At 68.7% G+C, this 17378-nt stretch carries 13 protein-coding genes; 8 read left to right on the forward strand and 5 right to left on the reverse strand.

All coding sequences use genetic code 11. The features are described 5' to 3' along the window. The first annotated feature begins 48 nt into the window (after positions 1 to 48). The 3 genes from yaaA to ACK5F2_RS17065 all read left to right on the forward strand — a co-directional run bounded on the left by yaaA (position 49) and on the right by ACK5F2_RS17065 (position 2144). Positions 49 to 834 carry a peroxide stress protein YaaA gene (gene yaaA / locus ACK5F2_RS17055; RefSeq protein ID WP_409866809.1) on the forward strand — a complete coding sequence of 262 codons (786 nt, stop codon included), beginning with the start codon at positions 49 to 51 and terminating at the stop codon, positions 832 to 834. 32 nt (positions 835 to 866) lie between these two features. Further along, the gene (locus ACK5F2_RS17060; RefSeq protein WP_409866811.1) at positions 867 to 1721 is read left to right on the forward strand and encodes a 2OG-Fe(II) oxygenase; all 855 of its coding nucleotides are present in this window, start codon (positions 867 to 869) and stop codon (positions 1719 to 1721) included. Positions 1722 to 1826: 105 nt separating this feature from the next. Further along, the gene (locus tag ACK5F2_RS17065) at positions 1827 to 2144 is read left to right on the forward strand and encodes a hypothetical protein (protein WP_409866813.1); all 318 of its coding nucleotides are present in this window, start codon (positions 1827 to 1829) and stop codon (positions 2142 to 2144) included. Between the two features lie 32 nt (positions 2145 to 2176). On the opposite strand, the gene ACK5F2_RS17070 is transcribed toward ACK5F2_RS17065, so the two are convergent. The 5 genes from ACK5F2_RS17070 to ACK5F2_RS17090 all read right to left on the reverse strand — a co-directional run bounded on the left by ACK5F2_RS17070 (position 2177) and on the right by ACK5F2_RS17090 (position 8336). Beyond that, the gene (locus ACK5F2_RS17070; protein ID WP_409866816.1) at positions 2177 to 3436 is read right to left on the reverse strand and encodes a sterol desaturase family protein; all 1260 of its coding nucleotides are present in this window, start codon (positions 3434 to 3436) and stop codon (positions 2177 to 2179) included. Between the two features lie 92 nt (positions 3437 to 3528). After that, on the reverse strand, positions 3529 to 4419 hold the full coding sequence (malG, locus tag ACK5F2_RS17075) for a maltose ABC transporter permease MalG (RefSeq protein ID WP_409866819.1): 891 nt from the start codon (positions 4417 to 4419) through the stop codon (positions 3529 to 3531). 1 nt (position 4420) lies between these two features. Continuing rightward, complete coding sequence (gene malF / locus ACK5F2_RS17080) at positions 4421 to 6034, reverse strand: maltose ABC transporter permease MalF (RefSeq protein ID WP_409866820.1); 1614 nt, start codon at positions 6032 to 6034, stop codon at positions 4421 to 4423. Beyond that, positions 6031 to 7221, reverse strand: a complete 1191-nt coding sequence (gene malE / locus ACK5F2_RS17085) for a maltose/maltodextrin ABC transporter substrate-binding protein MalE (protein WP_409866822.1) — start codon at positions 7219 to 7221, stop codon at positions 6031 to 6033. The genes malF and malE overlap by 4 nt, the downstream gene beginning before the upstream one ends. Beyond that, the gene (locus tag ACK5F2_RS17090) at positions 7218 to 8336 is read right to left on the reverse strand and encodes an ABC transporter ATP-binding protein (protein ID WP_409866823.1); all 1119 of its coding nucleotides are present in this window, start codon (positions 8334 to 8336) and stop codon (positions 7218 to 7220) included. Before ACK5F2_RS17090 ends, malE begins: the two co-directional genes overlap by 4 nt. A 348-nt stretch (positions 8337 to 8684) precedes the next feature. On the opposite strand from ACK5F2_RS17090, the gene ACK5F2_RS17095 reads away from it, so the two are divergent. From ACK5F2_RS17095 to ACK5F2_RS17115, 5 genes are all read left to right on the forward strand, one after another. After that, a complete protein-coding gene (locus tag ACK5F2_RS17095; RefSeq protein WP_409866825.1) occupies positions 8685 to 11177 on the forward strand; it encodes a glycogen/starch/alpha-glucan phosphorylase in 2493 nt (830 codons plus the stop codon). Further along, entirely contained in the window at positions 11177 to 13048 is a 1872-nt protein-coding gene (gene glgB, locus ACK5F2_RS17100; RefSeq protein ID WP_409866828.1) for a 1,4-alpha-glucan branching protein GlgB, read from the forward strand. The genes ACK5F2_RS17095 and glgB overlap by 1 nt, the downstream gene beginning before the upstream one ends. A gap of 1 nt (position 13049) precedes the next feature. Beyond that, complete coding sequence (gene glgX / locus ACK5F2_RS17105) at positions 13050 to 15161, forward strand: glycogen debranching protein GlgX (RefSeq protein ID WP_409866830.1); 2112 nt, start codon at positions 13050 to 13052, stop codon at positions 15159 to 15161. 30 nt (positions 15162 to 15191) lie between these two features. Further along, complete coding sequence (gene malQ / locus ACK5F2_RS17110) at positions 15192 to 16712, forward strand: 4-alpha-glucanotransferase (protein WP_409866833.1); 1521 nt, start codon at positions 15192 to 15194, stop codon at positions 16710 to 16712. 439 nt (positions 16713 to 17151) lie between these two features. Then, a partial coding sequence (locus ACK5F2_RS17115) for an ESPR-type extended signal peptide-containing protein (RefSeq protein WP_409866835.1) occupies positions 17152 to 17378 on the forward strand: 227 nt, incomplete at its 3' end.

Below are 17378 nucleotides of genomic sequence, written 5' to 3' on the forward strand. Positions count from 1 at the left end.
ACCGCGGTGGCCGGCGTTTTTTCTTGGGGCGCGGCACAATGCCGGCCCATGATTTATCTGCTCTCGCCCGCCAAGTCGCTTGACTATGAGACCCCCGTGCCACCCGCGCTGGCGGCCCTGGCCACCGAACCCCAGTTCATCCCTCAGTCCAGCGCCCTGATCGAGGTGCTGCGCCACAAGAGCGCGGCCGATATCTCGGCCCTGATGGAGCTCTCCGAGGCCCTGTCCACCCTCAATGTGGAGCGTTACCAGGCCTGGGAGCCGCGCTTTACCGAGGCCAACAGCCGGCCGGCGGTGCTGGCCTTCAATGGCGATGTGTACGAGGGCTTGCAGGCCCATACCCTGAGCCTTGCGCAGATGCAGTGGGCCCAGGAACATGTGGCCATTCTCTCGGGCCTGTACGGGGTCTTGCGCCCGCTGGATCGCATGCAGCCTTATCGACTGGAGATGGGCACACGGCTGGCCACCGCACAGGGCAAGAACCTCTACGAGTTCTGGGGCGACAGCCTGGCCGAGCACCTGAACCGTCGCGTTGCGGCCAGCCAGGTGCCCGTCATCGTGAACCTGGCCTCGCAGGAGTATTTCCGCGCTGCCGACCGCAAGCTGCTGCAGCCGCGCGTGATCGAGTGCCAGTTCGAGGACTGGAAGAACGGCCAGTACAAGATCATCAGCTTCTTCGCCAAGCGCGCCCGCGGCCTGATGGCGCGTTACTGCATCGAGCAGCGCATCGACACCCCCGAGGGCCTGTGCGGCTTCAACGTCGAGGGCTATGCCTATCAGGCCGAGCTGTCCACGCCGCAGCGACTGCTGTTCCGGCGCCGTCTGGTCGACTGAGTTCGCCCCGGCTTGTTGCAGAATCGCGGCTCATGAATGCTGCACAGACCATCACGCCCGAGCTGCGTCAGTGGATTGTTGAACAGGCCCGAGCGGGTGTCGGTCCGGAGCAGGTGCTCAAGGCCATGATGAGCAGCGGCTGGGAAGAGGCCGTCGCCATCCAGGCCCTGGAGCAGACCCTGGAAGGCTATCTGCACCAGCATGCCAGTGCCAACAGCCTGCCACCGCCCTCGCGTGTGCCGCTGCCGGACCTGGCGGGAGCACCGGCCAACCTGGTGGTGGACGGGCATGAGGTGAAGGTGCTGCTCACCCTGAAGAATCCCCAGCTGGTGCTGTTCGGCCATCTGCTCAGCGACCAGGAATGTGATCTGCTGCGCACGGCGGCTGCCGGCCGGCTGGCGCGCTCGGAAACGGTGGCCGCCGCCAGCGACGGCAGCGAGGTCAATGCGGCTCGCACCAGCGAAGGCATGTTCTTCGAGCGTGGTGAGAACGATATCTGCAAGCGCATCGAGGCACGCATCGCGGCCCTGGTGAACTGGCCGGTGGAGAACGGCGAGGGCTTGCAGGTGCTGCGCTACCTCCCTGGGGCCGAGTACCTGCCGCATTACGACTATTTCGACCCTCGCCACGCCAGCACGCCCGCCATCCTGCAGCGCGGCGGCCAGCGCGTCGGCACCCTGGTCATGTACCTGAATACCCCCGCGGGTGGCGGCGGCACCATCTTCCCGGATGTGGGTCTTGAGGTGGCGCCGGTGAAGGGCAATGCGGTCTTCTTCGCCTATGACAGGCCGCACCCCATGACGCGCAGCCTGCACGGTGGCTCGCCCGTCCTGGCCGGTGAGAAATGGGTGGCGACCAAATGGCTGCGCGAGGGCCGTTTCGACTGAGGGGCGGTTCGAACTCGGGCGATGAGCCGGCATTGCTGCCAGCCCATGTCCGACCCTGGCGGACGCCTAGAATCGGTCCGTCCTCACCGACCCACACAAATCAAGATGAAGAAGACGCTGCCCTTGCTGGCCCTGGCGGGCCTGTTCACCCTCGGTGCCCCGCTGGCCCAAGCCCAGGCTCCTGGCGCTGGTTCGGCCTGGACCGAGACCGCCCAAGGGCGTGTGATCCAGACCGGCACCCCGCAGGCCAAGGTGAAGTCGGCGAAGTCGGCGAAGAAGAAGTCCGTTGCCGCGGCCAAGGGCAAGGCCGGCAAGAAGAAGGCCACGAAGGCGAGCGCCGCCCAGAAAGGCAAGAAGAAGGCCGGCGCCAAGGCCCTGACGGCCTCCGGCAAATCGCGCAAGACCGCGCGTTCGCTGCACTGAGCTGAAGAAGGGAGCTGCGGCGCTCCCACGCTTCAGCCGGGAGCCGCTCGGGGGGCACGCCGCAGGCGTGCCATCCAGGCAAAGCCGGCCACTGCACTCACGAGCACGCACAGCCACAGCAGCAGGACCAGTGCCTGCGCTGCTGGCGCGCTGCCAAGCAGCTGGATCAGCGCCAGCCCGCTCAGGCCGGCCAGGCCGACCTGGCGTAGGGCCTCCTGACCCAGCCGCCCCGCAGGCTGCTCCAGCAGCCGGCCCAGCATCACCAGATTCAGGCCCAGGCCCATCGCGGCTGCCAGGGCCTGAGCGCGTCCAAGCCCGGGTTCCACGGCCAGGAAATACACGCCCAGCACCAGCAGCATGGCCAGCTGCAGCAGGCCGTAGCCGGCCAGGCCCGCGGGCAGCGCGGGGGCGTAGGGCTCGAAACGGCTGAGGTCTGGCAAGGGCTTGGGATAGGCACGCGCGGCCGCGGCGGGGCGCCAGGCCGGGGGCTTGAACCAGATACGCAGGCGGTCGCCCCAGTTGTCCGCCAGGCGCGCATCGCGCCAGAGATCGGCATAGGTTCGGGTGTTGGCGGTCCAGGCATTCCAGGCCTTGAGCTGGCCCAGCACGCCGTAGACGATGGGCTCGTCCTCGCGCTCCTCCACAAAGGTCCCGAAGAGCCGGTCCCAGAGGATGAGGATGCCGCCGTAGTTGCGGTCCAGGCAGTAGTCGTTTTGGCCGTGGTGCACGCGGTGGTTGGAGGGTGAGACAAAGACCCGGTCGAACCAGCCCAGCTTGCCCACCAGACGGGTGTGGACCCAGAACTGGTAGAGCAGATCAATCAGGCCCACCACCACGAACATCAGGGGCGGCACGCCCAGCAGGGCCAGTGGCAGGTAGAAGATCCAGCCCAGCAGAAAGTCGCTGCCGGTCTGGCGCAGCGCGGTGCTGAGGTTGTATTCCTCGCTGCTGTGGTGCACCACATGCGCGGCCCAGAGCACAGCCACCTCGTGGCCGAGGCGGTGCTTCCAGTAGTAGAGGAAGTCGTAGAGCAGCAGGGCGCCGGCCCAGGCCCAGGGTGAGCTCAGGGACCACTCGGGCAGCAAGGCGGCGTGTTGCCACACCGCGCTGTAGATGCCCAGCATCAGCAGGGAGGTGAATACCGCCACCAGCTGGCTGATGACGCCCAGGGACAGGCTGGACACGGTATCGGCCGCGCGATAGACCTGCAGGCCGCGGCGCCGGCTCCACCAGAACTCCAGCGCCATCAGGAGCAGGAAGACCGGGACCGCGTAGATGATGGGGTTGAGCATGGTGCTGCGCAGTCTAGGCCGCGGCCGCCCGGGCGCTGCCCGGGGCAACCCGGATTTGGAGGCGGCAGCCTAGCGCGGCGCCACGCTGCGCCTCAACCCTTCACACCGCCCGCGGTCAGGCCCGAGACAATCCAGCGCTGGGCCAGCAGAAAGACCAGGGTGATGGGCAGGCCCGAGAGCACGGCCGCGGCGGCGAAGTCGCCCCAGAGGAAGCGCTGGTCATGCAGAAAATACTTGGAGCCCACGGCCAGGGTGAGATTGCCTTCCTCGCGCAGCAGCACCGAGGCCACCGGGTACTCGATGATGGTGCCGATGAAGGCCAGCACAAAGACCACCATCAGGATGGGCACGGCCATGGGCAGCAGCACGCGGCGGAAGGCCTGCCAGTGCGAGGCGCCGTCCACCTTGGCGTTTTCCTCGATCTCCACCGGAATGGTCTCGAAATAGCCCTTGATGGTCCACACATGGGTGGCCACACCGCCCAGATAGGCCACCACCAGGCCCGCGTGCGTCTCCAGACCCAGGGCCGGCACAAAGCTGCCCAGGGTTTCGAAGATGGCGTAGATGGCCACCAGGGCCAGCACCGGCGGGAACATCTGCAGCAGCAGCATGCTGTTGAGGATGCCGCCCTTGAAGGGAAAACGCAGGCGCGCGAAGGCATAGGCCGCGGTGGTGGAGATGCCCACGATGGCCAGGGCCGAGAGCGTGGCCACCTTGATGGAGTTCCACAGCCAGGTCAGCACCGGGAAGGGCGGCTGCACCAGGGCGCCGTCCGGGCCCTGGTAGGGGATGCCCAGGGCCAGCTTCCAGTGCTCCAGGCTGATCTCGGTGGGGATCAGGCTGCCGGTGGCGAAATTGCCCGGCCGCAGCGAGATGGACAGCACCGCCAGCAGGGGGAAGAGGGTGATGGCAAGAAACACCCAGAGCAGGGCATGGGCGGCGAACACGCGCCAACGGGCTTGCTTGCCTCGGACGATGGCCATTTCAGTGCCCTCCCTTTTTCATCAGGCGCAGATTGATCAGGGACATCGCGGCCACCAGGATGAAGATCAGGGTCGAGATCGCGGCCGCCAGGCCGAAGTCCGAGCCCGAGTCGCGGAAGGCGATGCGGTAGGTGTAGCTCACCAGGATGTCGGTCTGGCCGGCCGGGATCTTGGTGGACAGATAGTCCGGCCGCCCGTCGGTGAGCAGGGCGATCAGCACGAAGTTGTTGAAGTTGAAGGCGAAGGCCGAGACCAGCAGCGGCGCCAGCGGCTTGATGATCAGGGGCGCGGTGATGCGGCGGAAATTGGTCAGCGGCCCGGCGCCGGCAATCGCCGAGGCCTCGTAGAGATCCGCCGGGATGGACTTCAGCAGGCCGGCGCACAGAATCATGATGTAGGGGTAGCCCAGCCAGACGTTGACGATCAGCAGCATGGTCTTGGCCAGCAGCGGGTCGGCAAACCAGGCCGGCTTCACGCCGAAGAGTGCATCCAGGATGGCGTTGATCTCGCCGAAGTTCTGGTTGAACAGGCCCTTGAACACCAGGATGGAGATGAAGCCGGGCACCGCATAGGGCAGGAAGAGCAGGGTGCGGTAGGTGTTGCGCCAGCGCAGGTCTTCCCAGTTCAGCAGCACGGCCAGCAGCATGCCGATGGCGGTGGCGAAGGCTACGGTCAGGGCCGAGAAGATCACGGTCCAGCTGAAGATGGACAGGAAGGGGCCGCGGAACTCGGCGTCCAGCACCATGCGTGCGTAGTTGCGCCAGCCCACCGAGACCTTGTAGCCCGGCTGCAGGGTTTCGCCACTGGCGGCGGCGCTGAAGAAGCCGCTTTGCGCATCGGGCTGGAAGACCTGGCCGTCGCTCAGGCGCTTGAGGCCGCCATCGGCCAGGGCCTCGTAATGCGCTCGCAGCGGGCCGAACTCGCGCAGGCCCAGGTAGCGCAGGCTGGCCAGCTCCGGCGCGCTCTCGCCGGGCAGGCGCAACTCCAGACGCTGCAGGGCCTCGCGGTGGCGGATCAGCTCGCGCAGCGGCAGGGCCTCGCCCAGGCTGATGCCACCGGCCGGCAGCAGCGCCTGCGGCGTGGTCTGGCCGCGCAGGGCCAGGGGCGGGCTCACCCACTGCGGCGCGCCGCCCTCGCGCGGGCCCAGGGCCAGGCGGTACTCGCCGCCGCCCACGGCGTGCAGGCTGTAGCCCAGCACGCGCTCCTCCACCACATCATGCTGCTCGAGCAGATAGTCGCGCACCCGCTCCTGGCTCAGCAGATGGGCCGAGGAGTAGTTGGTGAAGCCGATCTGCGTGGTGTAGAGCAGGGGAAAGGCGATGAAGATCAGCATGCCCGCCACCCCGGGGAAGAGGTAGCGCCAGGCCAGGGCGGCCTTTGAGAGGTAGATGTAGAAGCCGGCGGCGAACAGGGTCAGGGTGCCCAGGCCCCAGGCCGTCTGGCCGGCCAGGTACAGGCGCATCACCAGATAGAGCGCGGCCAGCATCAGCAGGCCCACCAGCGGCCAGTACAGGGCCTGAAGCAGGCGCTGGGCCCGCCCCGGGGGCTGCACCGTGTAGGCCCGGGCCAGGGGCGAGCCGGCCGGCGGGGCAGAGAAGGCGGTGCTGGCGTTCATGGCTTGAGCTGCATGCGGGCGGCCGCGCCGTCCAGCGCGTCCTGGGGGCTTTGCAGACCGTTGGTGATGGCCTCCAGGGCCGCGTCCATGGCGGTCCAGAAACGGCCCACCTCGGGCACATTCGGAATGGGCTGACCGGCGCGGGCGTTCTCCATGCTGGCCTTGATCAGCGGGTTGGCGGCCAGCTCGGCGTAGAAGGCCTTGTTGGCCGGCACGCCCAGGGGCACGTCGGCATCCAGCAGCTTGAGCGCCTCGGGCCGCAGCAGATGCTGCTCCAGGAACTCACGCGCCACGTCCTTGAGCTTGGAGGGCGCGGCGATCATGCAGCCCAGCACGCCCACAAAGGGTTTGCTGGGCTTGCCGGGCACGACGGCGGGGATGGGCGCCACGCCAAAGTCGATCTTGGCGCGGCGGGCGTTGTCCCAGGCCCAGGCGCCGGAGATCATCATGGCCACCTCGCCCCGAGCGAAGGCCGATTCCATCTCGGCATCGCGGGCGCCGCGCGGCATATGGCCGTCCTTGATCAGGCGCTCGATCATGCGGCCGCCGGCCCGCGCGCCGGCATTGTTGACGCCCACCCGGGCGGGCTCGTACTCGCCCTCCGGCGTGCTGCCGAAGATCTCGCCGCCCGCGCCGGCCAGCAGGGGCCAGCTGAAGAAGCTCTTGTTGTAGTCCCACAAGATGGCGCGCTTGCCCTGGCGCTGCAACTGGCGGTCCAGCGCGATCAGCTCCTCGAAGCTGGCGGGCGGCTTGGGCACCAGGGCCTTGTTGTAGATCAGGCCCGTGGTCTCGATGGCCAGGGGATAGCCCCAGATCCGGCCGCGGTAGCGGAAGTCCTGCCAGGCGGCGTCCTCGATCTCGGCGAGCAGGGCGGGGCCGGGGCGGATGGGGCTGAGCAGGCCGGCCTTGGCCCATTCACCCACGCGGTCGTGCGGCCAGCAGAAGATGTCCGGCCCCTTGCCGGCGCCGGCGGCCTGCTGGAACTTGTCGGTGGCGTCCACCGGATGCTCCACCACCACCTTGACGCCCGAGCGCTGCTCGAAGGCATTGCCCACCTGCTGCAGGCCGTTGTAGGCCTTGTCGCCATTGATCCAGACCAGCAGGCGCGGTGCGGTCTGGGCGGCGGCCCCCAGTGCGGCGCTCAGCAGACCCGTGGCGATCAGGCCGCGTGCGGCGCGGTGCTTCATGCTGCCAGCTCCGGCGCGGCCTGGCGGCGGAAGGCGCGGCCCTGGGCGTCGAAGAGGTAGAGCGCCTCGGGCGGCAGCTGCAGGTCCAGCTGGTCGCCGCTGCGCAGGCGGTCATGGCCGTTGCGGCCCTCGAACTGGCAGGTCAGGGGCTCGTCCAGACCGGGGTAGGGGCAGTAGGCGAAGGTGGTGCCGCCCAGGGACTCGACAAAGGCCACGGTGCTGGGCAAGAGGTTCTCGCACCCGCCCAGGCGAAGATGCTCGGGACGCACGCCCAGGGTCAGCGGTTCGCCGGGCTGAGCGCGCGTGGCGTCCACCAGGGCGCGCATGGTCTGGCCGCCGGCCAGGCGCAGCAGGGCCTCACCGGGCGTGGCGCTCACCAGGGTGGCGGGCAGGAAATTCATCTTGGGGCTGCCGATGAAGCCGGCCACGAAGAGATTGTCCGGATGCTCGTAGAGCTCCAGCGGCGTGCCCACCTGCTCGATGCGGCCCGCGCTCAGCACCACGATGCGGTCGGCCAGGGTCATGGCCTCCACCTGGTCGTGGGTCACATAGACCATGGTGGTCTTGAGCTCCTCGTGCAGCTTGGCGAACTCATAGCGCATGCGCACGCGCAGGGCCGCGTCCAGATTGGACAGGGGCTCGTCGAAGAGAAAGACCTCGGGCTTGCGCACGATGGCGCGGCCGATGGCCACGCGCTGGCGCTGGCCGCCGCTCAGGTCCTTGGGCTTGCGGTCCAGCAGATGCTCGATGTGCAGGATCTTGGCGGCATGGCGCACGGCGCGCTCGATCTCGGCCTTGGGCACCCGCGCCAGCTCCAGGCCGAAGGCCATGTTCTCGTAGAGATTCATGTGCGGGTAGAGCGCATAGCTCTGGAACACCATGGCGATGCCGCGCTCGGCCGGCGGCACATCATTGACCAGGCGGCCGCCGATGCGCAGCTCGCCGCCGGTGATGTCTTCCAGGCCGGCAATGCTGCGCAGCAGGGTGCTCTTGCCGCAGCCCGAGGGGCCGACGAAGACCATGAACTCGCCGTCGCGAATCTCCAGGTCGATGCCGTGCAGGATCTTGGTCTCGCCATAGGCTTTGACCACCGATTGCAGCTTCACGTCTGCCACAGGGCTACCTCCGGGCCGCGCACCGCGTGGGCGAGGCCTGTCTCCGTTGTAGGGGGAATCGATGCAGGGGGCTGCGCGCGACCGCGGGCCGCGGCCGGGGCCTGTACCGTGTTTGTAGAGAATATACAGGCTGACATGTAGTTCTACAACGTGATCAACCCTGATGGAGCCGCTTGATCGCGCATAAAATCAAAGACTTATCTTGGTTCTCGGGATAACCCGATGTAGTCAAACTACACAAACAATCGAGCTTGGGGGATACTTGAATCCATGGCGGAACGCGTCCGCCCTCCTGTACGTCTACCGATTCTTGCCCCGCGCCGTCGGGCCTGCATTGCTGAACACCCGATGAACACCACGCTCGCCACCCGCCACGCCATGTCCAAGAAGCCTGCCTCCGATGCCGCCGACCTTGCCGCCCAGGCCTTTGCCGCTGCGCTGGAGCGCGAGCTGGCCCAGCGTGGCCTGCCCGGCGGCCCGGACCGCGACAGCCTGATGCGCGCCGCCGCCAGCGCCTGCCGGGAGCAGCTGGCCCGGCGCTGGGCCGCCACCCAGCAGGCCGATGCCACGCGGGGCGAAGCGGCGCCGGTGCGCCGGGTGCATTACCTCTCGATGGAATTCCTGATGGGCCGCGCCCTGGCCAATGCCCTGGCCGCCCTGCAGCTGGACGCGCCGCTGCGCGCCGCGCTGGACGCCCAGGGTCAGTCGCTGTCCGATGTGCTGGAGCGCGAGCCCGATGCCGCCCTGGGCAATGGCGGCCTGGGGCGCCTGGCGGCCTGCTTCCTGGACTCCTTCGCGGAGCTGGGCCTGCCGTCCTTCGGCTACGGCCTGCGCTACCAGTACGGCATGTTTGCCCAGGGCATCCAGGGCGGCCGCCAGGTCGAGGCACCGGACGACTGGCTGCGCGCCGGCAACCCCTGGGAGATCCACCGCCCCGAGCTGCGCTACCCCGTGGGCTTTGGCGGCCGCGTGCAGGTGGAGGAGGGTGGCGCCCGCCGCTGGCTGCCGGCCGAGACCCTGGTGGCCCAGGCCTATGACTTCATCGTGCCCGCCCACCACAGCGAGCGCGTCTCCACCCTGCGCCAATGGCATGCCGCGGCCGAGGCGCCTATCGATTTCAAGGCCTTCTGCCAGGGCGACTATGCCGCCGCTGCCAAGCACCGCGTGGCCGCCGATGCGCTGAACTGGGTGCTCTACCCGGACGACAGCACCGAGGCCGGCCGCGAGCTGCGCCTCAAGCAGGAGGCCTTCCTGGTCAGCGCCTCGCTGCAGGACCTGATCCAGCGCCATCTGCGCGAGGGCGGCGAGCTGCGCAGCCTGGGCCGGCGCAATGCCATCCACCTCAACGACACCCATCCCGCCCTGGCGCCGGCCGAGCTGATGCGCCTGCTGATGGACGAGCAGGGCCTGGGCTGGAACGAGGCCTGGGCCATCACCCGCCAGGCCGTCTCCTACACCAACCACACCCTGATGCCCGAGGCCCTGGAGACCTGGCCGGTGCGCATGTTCGAGACCCTGCTGCCGCGGCATCTGGACATCATCTACGAGATCAACCACCGCTTCCTGGCCGAGGTGCGCCAGCGCTTCCCGGGCGATGAGGGTCTGATCGCCCGCGTGTCCCTGATCGATGAGGGCGGCACCTACGGGGGCGAGCGCCGCGTGCGCATGGCCGCACTGTCCATCGTGGCCTCGCACCGCGTCAACGGCGTGGCCGCCCTGCATTCCGAGCTGATGGTGCAGACCATCTTTGCCGACTACGCCCGGCTCTTCCCCGAGCGCTTCCACAATGTCACCAATGGCGTGACGCCGCGCCGCTGGCTGCAGCAGGCCAACCCGGCCCTGTCTGCCCTGATCGATGCGCGCATCGGCCGCGGCTGGCGACAGGACCTGGGCCAGCTGGCCCAGCTCAAGCCCCTGGCCGCCGATGTGGGCCTGGGCCGTGAGCTGCAGGCCGTGAAGCGGGCCAACAAGGAAAAGCTGGCCGCGCTGATCCGCCGCGAGCTGGGCCTGGTGGTGAGCCCGGACAGCCTCTTCGATGTGCAGATCAAGCGCATCCACGAGTACAAGCGCCAGCTGCTCAACATCCTGCATGTGATCGCGCGCTACCAGGCCATCGTGGCCAACCCGGGTGCCGACTGGACGCCGCGCACCGTGGTGATCGCCGGCAAGGCGGCCTCGGCCTACCAGATGGCCAAGAGCATCATCCAGCTCGCCCATGATGTGGCCCGCGTGGTCAACAGCGACCCGCGCGTGGGCGACAAGCTCAAGCTGGCCTACCTGCCCAACTACGGCGTGAGCCTGGCCGAGACCATCATTCCCGCGGCCGATCTCAGCGAGCAGATTTCCACCGCCGGCACCGAGGCCTCGGGCACCGGCAATATGAAGTTCGCGCTCAACGGCGCCCTGACCATCGGCACCTGGGACGGCGCGAACATCGAGATGGCCGAGGCCATGGGCGTGGAGAATATGTTCGTCTTCGGTCTGCGCACCGAGGCCGTGGCCCAGATCAAGGCCCTGGGCTACGACCCGCGTCTGTATGTGGAAGAGAACCTGCAGCTCAAGCGCGTGATCGAGGCCATTGCCCAGGGCGACTTCTCCAACGGCGACACCGGCCGCTACCGCGCCTTGGTGGACAAGCTGCTGGGCAGCGACCCCTATCTGCTGATGGCCGATTTCGCCGACTACCTGGCCGCCCAGGCCCGCGTGGACGCGCTGTTCCGCCAGCCCGAGGCCTGGGCCGAGCGCGCGCTGCGCAATATCGCCGGCATGGGCTGGTTCTCCTCGGATCGCACCATCGCCGAGTACATCGAGCGCGTCTGGGCGGTGCAAAGCTTGCGCTGATGCCGACCACGCTGCTCGCCGCGGACGACCTCGCCCTGCTGGCGCGGGGCGAGCACCCGCGCCCCTGGCAGCATCTGGGCGCCCACGTGCTGCCGGGGCAGGGCGTGCGCTTCGCGGTCTGGGCGCCAGCCGCGCGCCGTGTCAGCGTGGTGGGCGACTTCAATGGCTGGGACGGCCGGCACCACCCGCTGCAGCGTCAGGGCGAGCCGGGCGCCGAGGGCGTCGCGTTCTGGGCCGCGCTCGTGCCCGAGGCGCGACCGGGCCAGTTCTACAAATACGAGCTGGAGGGGCCCGACGGCCGCCTGCTGCCGCTCAAGGCCGACCCCTATGCCCGGGCCGCCCAGCTGCGGCCCGACACCGCCTCCATCGTGCCCGGCCCGCTGCCGGCACGGCAAGACCTGGCCCCGGTGCGCCGCGCGGCCAACCGGCGCGATGCGCCGATCGCCATCTACGAGGTGCATCCCGCCTCCTGGCGCCGGCCCGATGGACGCTTCCCCAGCTGGGACGAGCTGGCCGACGCGCTGCCGGCCTACGCCGCCGCCCTGGGCTTCACGCACATCGAGCTGCTGCCCATCACCGAATATCCCTTCGACGGCTCCTGGGGCTACCAGACCCTCGGGCTGTACGCGCCCAGCGCCCGCTTCGGCCCACCCGAGGGTCTGGCGCGCTTCGTGGCCGCCTGCCATGCCCGGGGCCTGGGCCTGCTGCTGGACTGGGTGCCGGCGCATTTCCCGGTCGATGCCCATGGCTTGGCGCAGTTCGACGGGACGCCGCTGTATGAGTACGCCGATCCGCGCGAGGGCTTTCATCGCGACTGGAACACCCTGATCCCCGATTTCGGCAAGCCCGGCGTGCGCCAGTTCCTGGCCGGCAGCGCGCTCTACTGGGCCGAGTGCTGGGGCGTGGACGGGCTGCGCGTGGATGCCGTGGCCTCCATGCTCTACCGCGACTACTCGCGCCCCGCCGGCGAGTGGCTGCCCAATGTGCAGGGCGGGCGCGAGAACCTGGAAGCCATCAGCCTGCTGCAGCGGATCAACCGCAGCCTGGGCGCCGAGGCGCCCGGGGCCATCACCCTGGCCGAGGAGTCCAGCAGCTTTCCCGGCGTGAGCGCGCCGGTGCATGCGGGCGGTCTGGGCTTCCACTACAAGTGGAATATGGGCTGGATGAACGACACCCTGGCCTATCTGCGCGAGGACCCCATCCACCGTCGCTGGCACCACGACAAGCTGACCTTCGGCCTGGTCTATGCCTTCAACGAGAACTTTGTGCTGCCGCTCTCGCACGACGAGGTGGTGCACGGCAAGGGCTCCCTGCTGGGCAAGATGCCGGGCGACGCCTGGCAGCAGTTCGCCACCCTGCGGGCCTACTACGGCTTTATGTGGGGCCACCCGGGCAAGAAGCTGCTCTTCATGGGCCAGGAGTTCGCCCAGCCCACGGAATGGAATTTCGAGGCCGAGCTGCCCTGGGCCCTGCTGCAGCAGCCGCGCCACGCTGGCATGCAGCGCCTGGTGCGCGATCTCAACCAGCTCTACCGCCGCGAGCCCGCGCTGCACCGCCTGGACTGCGAGGCGGCCGGCTTTGCCTGGCTGCAGGCCGAGGACCGCGAGCACTCGGTGCTGGCCTGGGCCCGCTTTGATGGCGAGGGCGGCGTGGTGCTGGTGGTGTGCAACTTCACCCCGGTGCCGCGCCATGACTACCGCCTGCCCGTTCCCGCCGGCTTTGCCGCCTGGCGCGAGCTGCTCAATACCGATGCCGAGATCTATGGCGGCAGCCAGGTGGGCAACCAGGGCGCAAGCCTGCCCACCCGCGCCGATGGCAGCATCTCGCTGAGCCTGCCGCCCCTGGCGACCCTGTTCTTGAAGCCTGATTGAGATGAGCGCCCCTGTTTTGCCCGAGTTGCTGGCCCCCGGTCGCCACGAGCCCTTTGGCGCCCTGGCGCGCGACGGCGGCGTGAACTTCGCCGTGTTCTCCGAGCACGCAGAGAAGATTGAGCTCTGCCTCTTCGAGGCCGGCGGCCAGCGCGAGCTGCGCCGCTACGCCCTGCACGGCCCGCATGACGGTGTCTTCCACGGCTTTCTGCCGGGCGTGGGTCCGGGCCTGGTCTACGGCCTGCGCGCCCATGGGCCCTATGCGCCGGCGCAGGGCCAGCGCTTCAATCCGCACAAACTGCTGCTGGACCCCTATGCCCGCGAGATCGTGGGCCAATTTGGCTGGCGAGCCGAGCACCACGGCTATGAGCTGGGGCATCCCGAGGGCGCGCGCAGCTTCGACACCCGCGACAACGCCCTGCATGCGCTCAAGGCCCGCGTGCCCGCGCCGCTGGCGGCTTCGCCACGCGCCAGCGCGCCGCGCATTGCGCCCGAGGCCGTGGTGCTCTACGAGGTGCATGTGAAGGGCTTCTCGCGCCAGCACCCGCAGATCCCGCCCGAGCTGCAGGGCACGTATGCCGGCCTGGCCCATCCGGCCGCCATCGCCCACTTCAAGGCCCTGGGCGTGACGACGCTCAGCCTGCTGCCGGTGCACTACGCCATCGACGAGCCGCATCTGGCCGACAAGGGCCTGCGCAACTACTGGGGCTACAACTCCCAGGGCTTCTTCGCGCCCAGCCCGCGCCTGGCCCAGCGCGCGCACCGCGAGGACCCCGCGGCGGTGGCGGCCGAGTTCCGTGCCATGGTGGCGGCCCTGCACGCCGAGGGCCTGGAGGTGGTGCTGGACGTGGTCTACAACCACACGCCCGAGGGCAATGAGTTTGGACCCACGCTTTCATTCCGCGGCCTGGACAATGCCAGCTGGTACCGCCTGGTGGCGGATGACCGCAGCCGCAGCGAAAACCTCACCGGCTGCGGCAACACGCTGAATGTGGCCCATCCCCGCGTCACCCAGTTTGTGCTCGATTCCCTGCGATTTTGGGTGCAGGAGATGGGCGTGGACGGCTTTCGCTTCGACCTCGCCCCGGTGCTGGGCCGCGTGGCCGGTGGCGCCTATGAGCCGCAGGCCGCCTTCTTCACCGCCCTGCGCCAGGACCCGGTGCTCAGCGGTGTGCACCTGATCGCCGAGCCCTGGGATGCCGCCGGTTTCGATGGCTACCAGCTCGGTCGCTTTCCGGGGCGCTTCCTGGAGTGGAACGACAAGTTCCGCGACGCGGTGCGGGGCTTCTGGCTGGGCCGCGGCCCGGACGGTCGCGCCATCGGGCGCGGCGAGTTCGCGCGCCGCTTCACCGGCTCTAGCGATCTCTTCCATCACGCCCAGCGCCGTCCCACGGCCTCGGTCAACTTCATCGCGGTGCATGACGGCTACACGCTGAGCGATGTGGTGAGCTACGCCGCCAAGCACAACCACGCCAATGGCGAGGACAACCGCGACGGCCGCGACGGCGAGCTCAGCGCCAATTTCGGCGTGGAAGGCCCCAGCGAGGACCCGGCCCTGCGCGCCACCCGCGAACGCGTGCGCCGCGCCATGCTGGCCAGCCTGCTGCTGGCCCAGGGCACGCCCATGCTCAATGCGGGTGACGAGATCGGCAACAGCCAGGGTGGCAACAACAACGCCTACTGCCAGGACAACCCCACCGGCTGGCTGGACTGGCCCCAGGCCGACACGGGTCTGAGCGCCTATGTGGGCGAGCTGCTGCGCCTGCGCCGCGAGCATGCCCTGCTGCACCACGGCCGCTGGTTTGTGGAGCCGCCGGGCGGGCCGGGCGACGCCTGCATCCGCTGGTTCACCCCCGGTGGGGCCGAGATGCAGGTGCGCGACTGGCATGATGGCGCGAGCCTGGGCTTTGCCGGCCAGCTGCGCTGCCCCGACGGGCGCGCGCAAGACCTGGCCCTGGTGTTCAATCCCGAGCCGCAGACCCTGATCTTCACCCTGACCCAGGGGCCCTGGACCCTGCTGCTGGACAGCAGCGGCGAGCTGCCGGCCGGCCCGCTGCCCCCGGGCCAGCCCCTGAGCGTGCCGGCGCGCAGCCTCTTGCTGCTGCGTGCCCTCTAACTTTCGCCCGAACTCCAGACGAGTCAAGACATGGATCTGAACCAACGCACCGCTGGCGTGCTGCTGCACCCGACCTCGCTGCCCGGCCCGCATGGCGCCGGCGACTTCGGCCCCGCGGCCTACCGCTTCGTGGACTGGCTGGCCAGCGCCGGCCAGGGCCTGTGGCAGATGCTGCCCACCACGCCCATCGGCCCCGGCGACAGCCCCTACCAGGGCGTCTCGGCCTTTGCCGGCAATCCTTGGCTGGTGGCCCTGGAGCCCCTGATCGAGAAGGGCTGGCTGAGCCAGCCGGCGCTGCCGGACTTCGAGGCGCTGAAAGTGGACTATGGCCGCGTCTGCCCCTGGCGCGAGCAGCAGCTGCGCGCAGCGGCGGCCGGCTTCTTCGCCCGGGCCAGCGCGGCCGACCGCCAGGCCTTCGCCGCCTGGTGCGAGGCCGAGTCCGACTGGCTGGCGGACTATGCGCTCTTCATGGCCATCCGCTCGCCGCTCAAGGGCCAGCCCTGGTGGGAGTGGAGCCCGGCCCTGGCACGGCGCGAGGCCGTGGCCCTGCAGGCTGCGCGCCAGAGCTATGCGGACGAGATCGCCTTCTGGCAGTTCGTGCAGTGGCAGTTCGATGTGCAGATCCGTGCGCTCAAGGCCTATGCCAATGAGCGCGGCGTGCGCCTGATGGGCGACCTGCCCATCTTTGTGGCCCATGACAGCGCTGACTGCTGGTCGCGCCCCGAGCTCTACCACCTGGACGAGCACTTCCGCACCACGGTGGTGGCCGGTGTGCCGCCCGATGCCATGTCCGCCGAAGGCCAGCGCTGGGGCAACCCGCTCTACCGCTGGGACCGCATGGCGGCCGAGAACTATGCCTGGTGGACGGCGCGCGTGCGCCGCGCCCTGGTGCAGGCCGATGTGTTCCGCATCGACCATTTCCGCGGCTTCGCGGGCTATTACGAGATCCCCGGCGAGCGCATGGATGCCAAGGTCGGCCGCTGGCTGCCGGGCCCGGGCAAGGCCTTGTTCGACGCCATCGAGCAGGCCCTGGGTCGCCTGCCCATCGTGGCCGAGGACCTGGGCTTCATCACCGAGGATGTGCATGCCCTGCGTGATGCCTGCGGCTTCCCCGGCATGAAGATCCTGCAGTTCGGCTTTGGCGGCGATGGCTCGCACGAGTTCCTGCCGCATATGTGGCCGCGCGCCAGCGTGGCCTACACCGGCACGCACGACAACGACACGGCCCGCGGCTGGTGGAACGCCGCCAGCGCCCGCGAGCGCGCCTTTGCCGGCTCCTACCTGGCCTGCGGCGAGCACGATGTGCACTGGGCCCTGATCCGCGCCTGCTGCAACTCGGTGGCCAGCATGGCGGTCTTCCCCCTGCAGGATGTGCTGGGCCTGGGCAGCGAGCACCGCATGAATGTGCCCGGCGTGCTGGGCGGCAACTGGGGCTGGCGCTTCAGCTGGGAGATGCTGGATGTGGCCGGTGGCAATGAGCCGGCCCGGGTGCTGGGCCTGATCACCGCGGCCAGCGGCCGCGGTCCCTTCGAGCTGCTGCGCCTGCCTTGAGCCGTGCTGGCGGGACGGGTTTTGCCAGCGCCTGAGGTGTGCTGAAGGGCCACCTGCTACAGCGCGGCCGTGTGCCGGTTGGTGGTCTGTCCGCTATTGACCTTCGCTGAGCGGGTCGGGAGACCTCGCTCAGCGTCAGGGCCATCTTTTCCTTGTTGCACCTTTGCTGCAAGCACCGGTCTGTCAACCGGGCTGCGGCAATGTTGTCTTTGCTTGCTGGGCGTGTGTCTTGTCGCCAGCAGGCGTACGTGCGTCTGGCCGGTTTAGGCGGCGCTGTTCCTCCCTGAGTTGGGCTTGCAGTCTGAAGGCGGCCTGCGATCAGGAGGCGAAATGCCTGTCCTGTCTTCCAAGGCGCTGAGGCCTCGCAGGCGCACGCTAAGCGGGCCACTGCTGCAGCGCAGGCCAATTGCTTGCGTCTTTTTTCACGACGCAATAGACCGTGAATCTCCTTGAAAAAGATTTAAATGATAAAAATGATCGCAATCTGAAATTGGCCAGTTTCATCTGTGAAGGGGAGTGTGAGCTCATGAACGCACATTGCTTCAAGACTGTTTTCTCTACACGGCTGGGAGCCTTGGTGGCGGTGGGAGAGCACGCGCTGACGCAGGGGAAGGCGGGTAGCGGCGCGGGCGGTAGCGGCAACGCAAGCGGAGCTGTATCGAGCGC

The sequence above is a fragment of the Roseateles sp. genome, assembly GCF_046300915.1.
In the GTDB taxonomy this organism is placed as follows: Bacteria; Pseudomonadota; Gammaproteobacteria; order Burkholderiales; family Burkholderiaceae_C; genus Kinneretia.

What these genes read in the sequence shown, in the direction of transcription:
- yaaA (WP_409866809.1), top strand. Translation starts at nt 49, where the DNA reads ATGATTTATCTGCTCTCGCCCGCCAAGTCGCTTGACTATGAGACCCCC.
- ACK5F2_RS17060 (WP_409866811.1), top strand. Translation starts at nt 867, where the DNA reads ATGAATGCTGCACAGACCATCACGCCCGAGCTGCGTCAGTGGATTGTT.
- ACK5F2_RS17065 (WP_409866813.1), top strand. Translation starts at nt 1,827, where the DNA reads ATGAAGAAGACGCTGCCCTTGCTGGCCCTGGCGGGCCTGTTCACCCTC.
- ACK5F2_RS17070 (WP_409866816.1), bottom strand. Translation starts at nt 3,436, where the DNA reads ATGCTCAACCCCATCATCTACGCGGTCCCGGTCTTCCTGCTCCTGATG.
- malG (WP_409866819.1), bottom strand. Translation starts at nt 4,419, where the DNA reads ATGGCCATCGTCCGAGGCAAGCAAGCCCGTTGGCGCGTGTTCGCCGCC.
- malF (WP_409866820.1), bottom strand. Translation starts at nt 6,034, where the DNA reads ATGAACGCCAGCACCGCCTTCTCTGCCCCGCCGGCCGGCTCGCCCCTG.
- malE (WP_409866822.1), bottom strand. Translation starts at nt 7,221, where the DNA reads ATGAAGCACCGCGCCGCACGCGGCCTGATCGCCACGGGTCTGCTGAGC.
- ACK5F2_RS17095 (WP_409866825.1), top strand. Translation starts at nt 8,685, where the DNA reads ATGAACACCACGCTCGCCACCCGCCACGCCATGTCCAAGAAGCCTGCC.
- glgB (WP_409866828.1), top strand. Translation starts at nt 11,177, where the DNA reads ATGCCGACCACGCTGCTCGCCGCGGACGACCTCGCCCTGCTGGCGCGG.
- glgX (WP_409866830.1), top strand. Translation starts at nt 13,050, where the DNA reads ATGAGCGCCCCTGTTTTGCCCGAGTTGCTGGCCCCCGGTCGCCACGAG.
- malQ (WP_409866833.1), top strand. Translation starts at nt 15,192, where the DNA reads ATGGATCTGAACCAACGCACCGCTGGCGTGCTGCTGCACCCGACCTCG.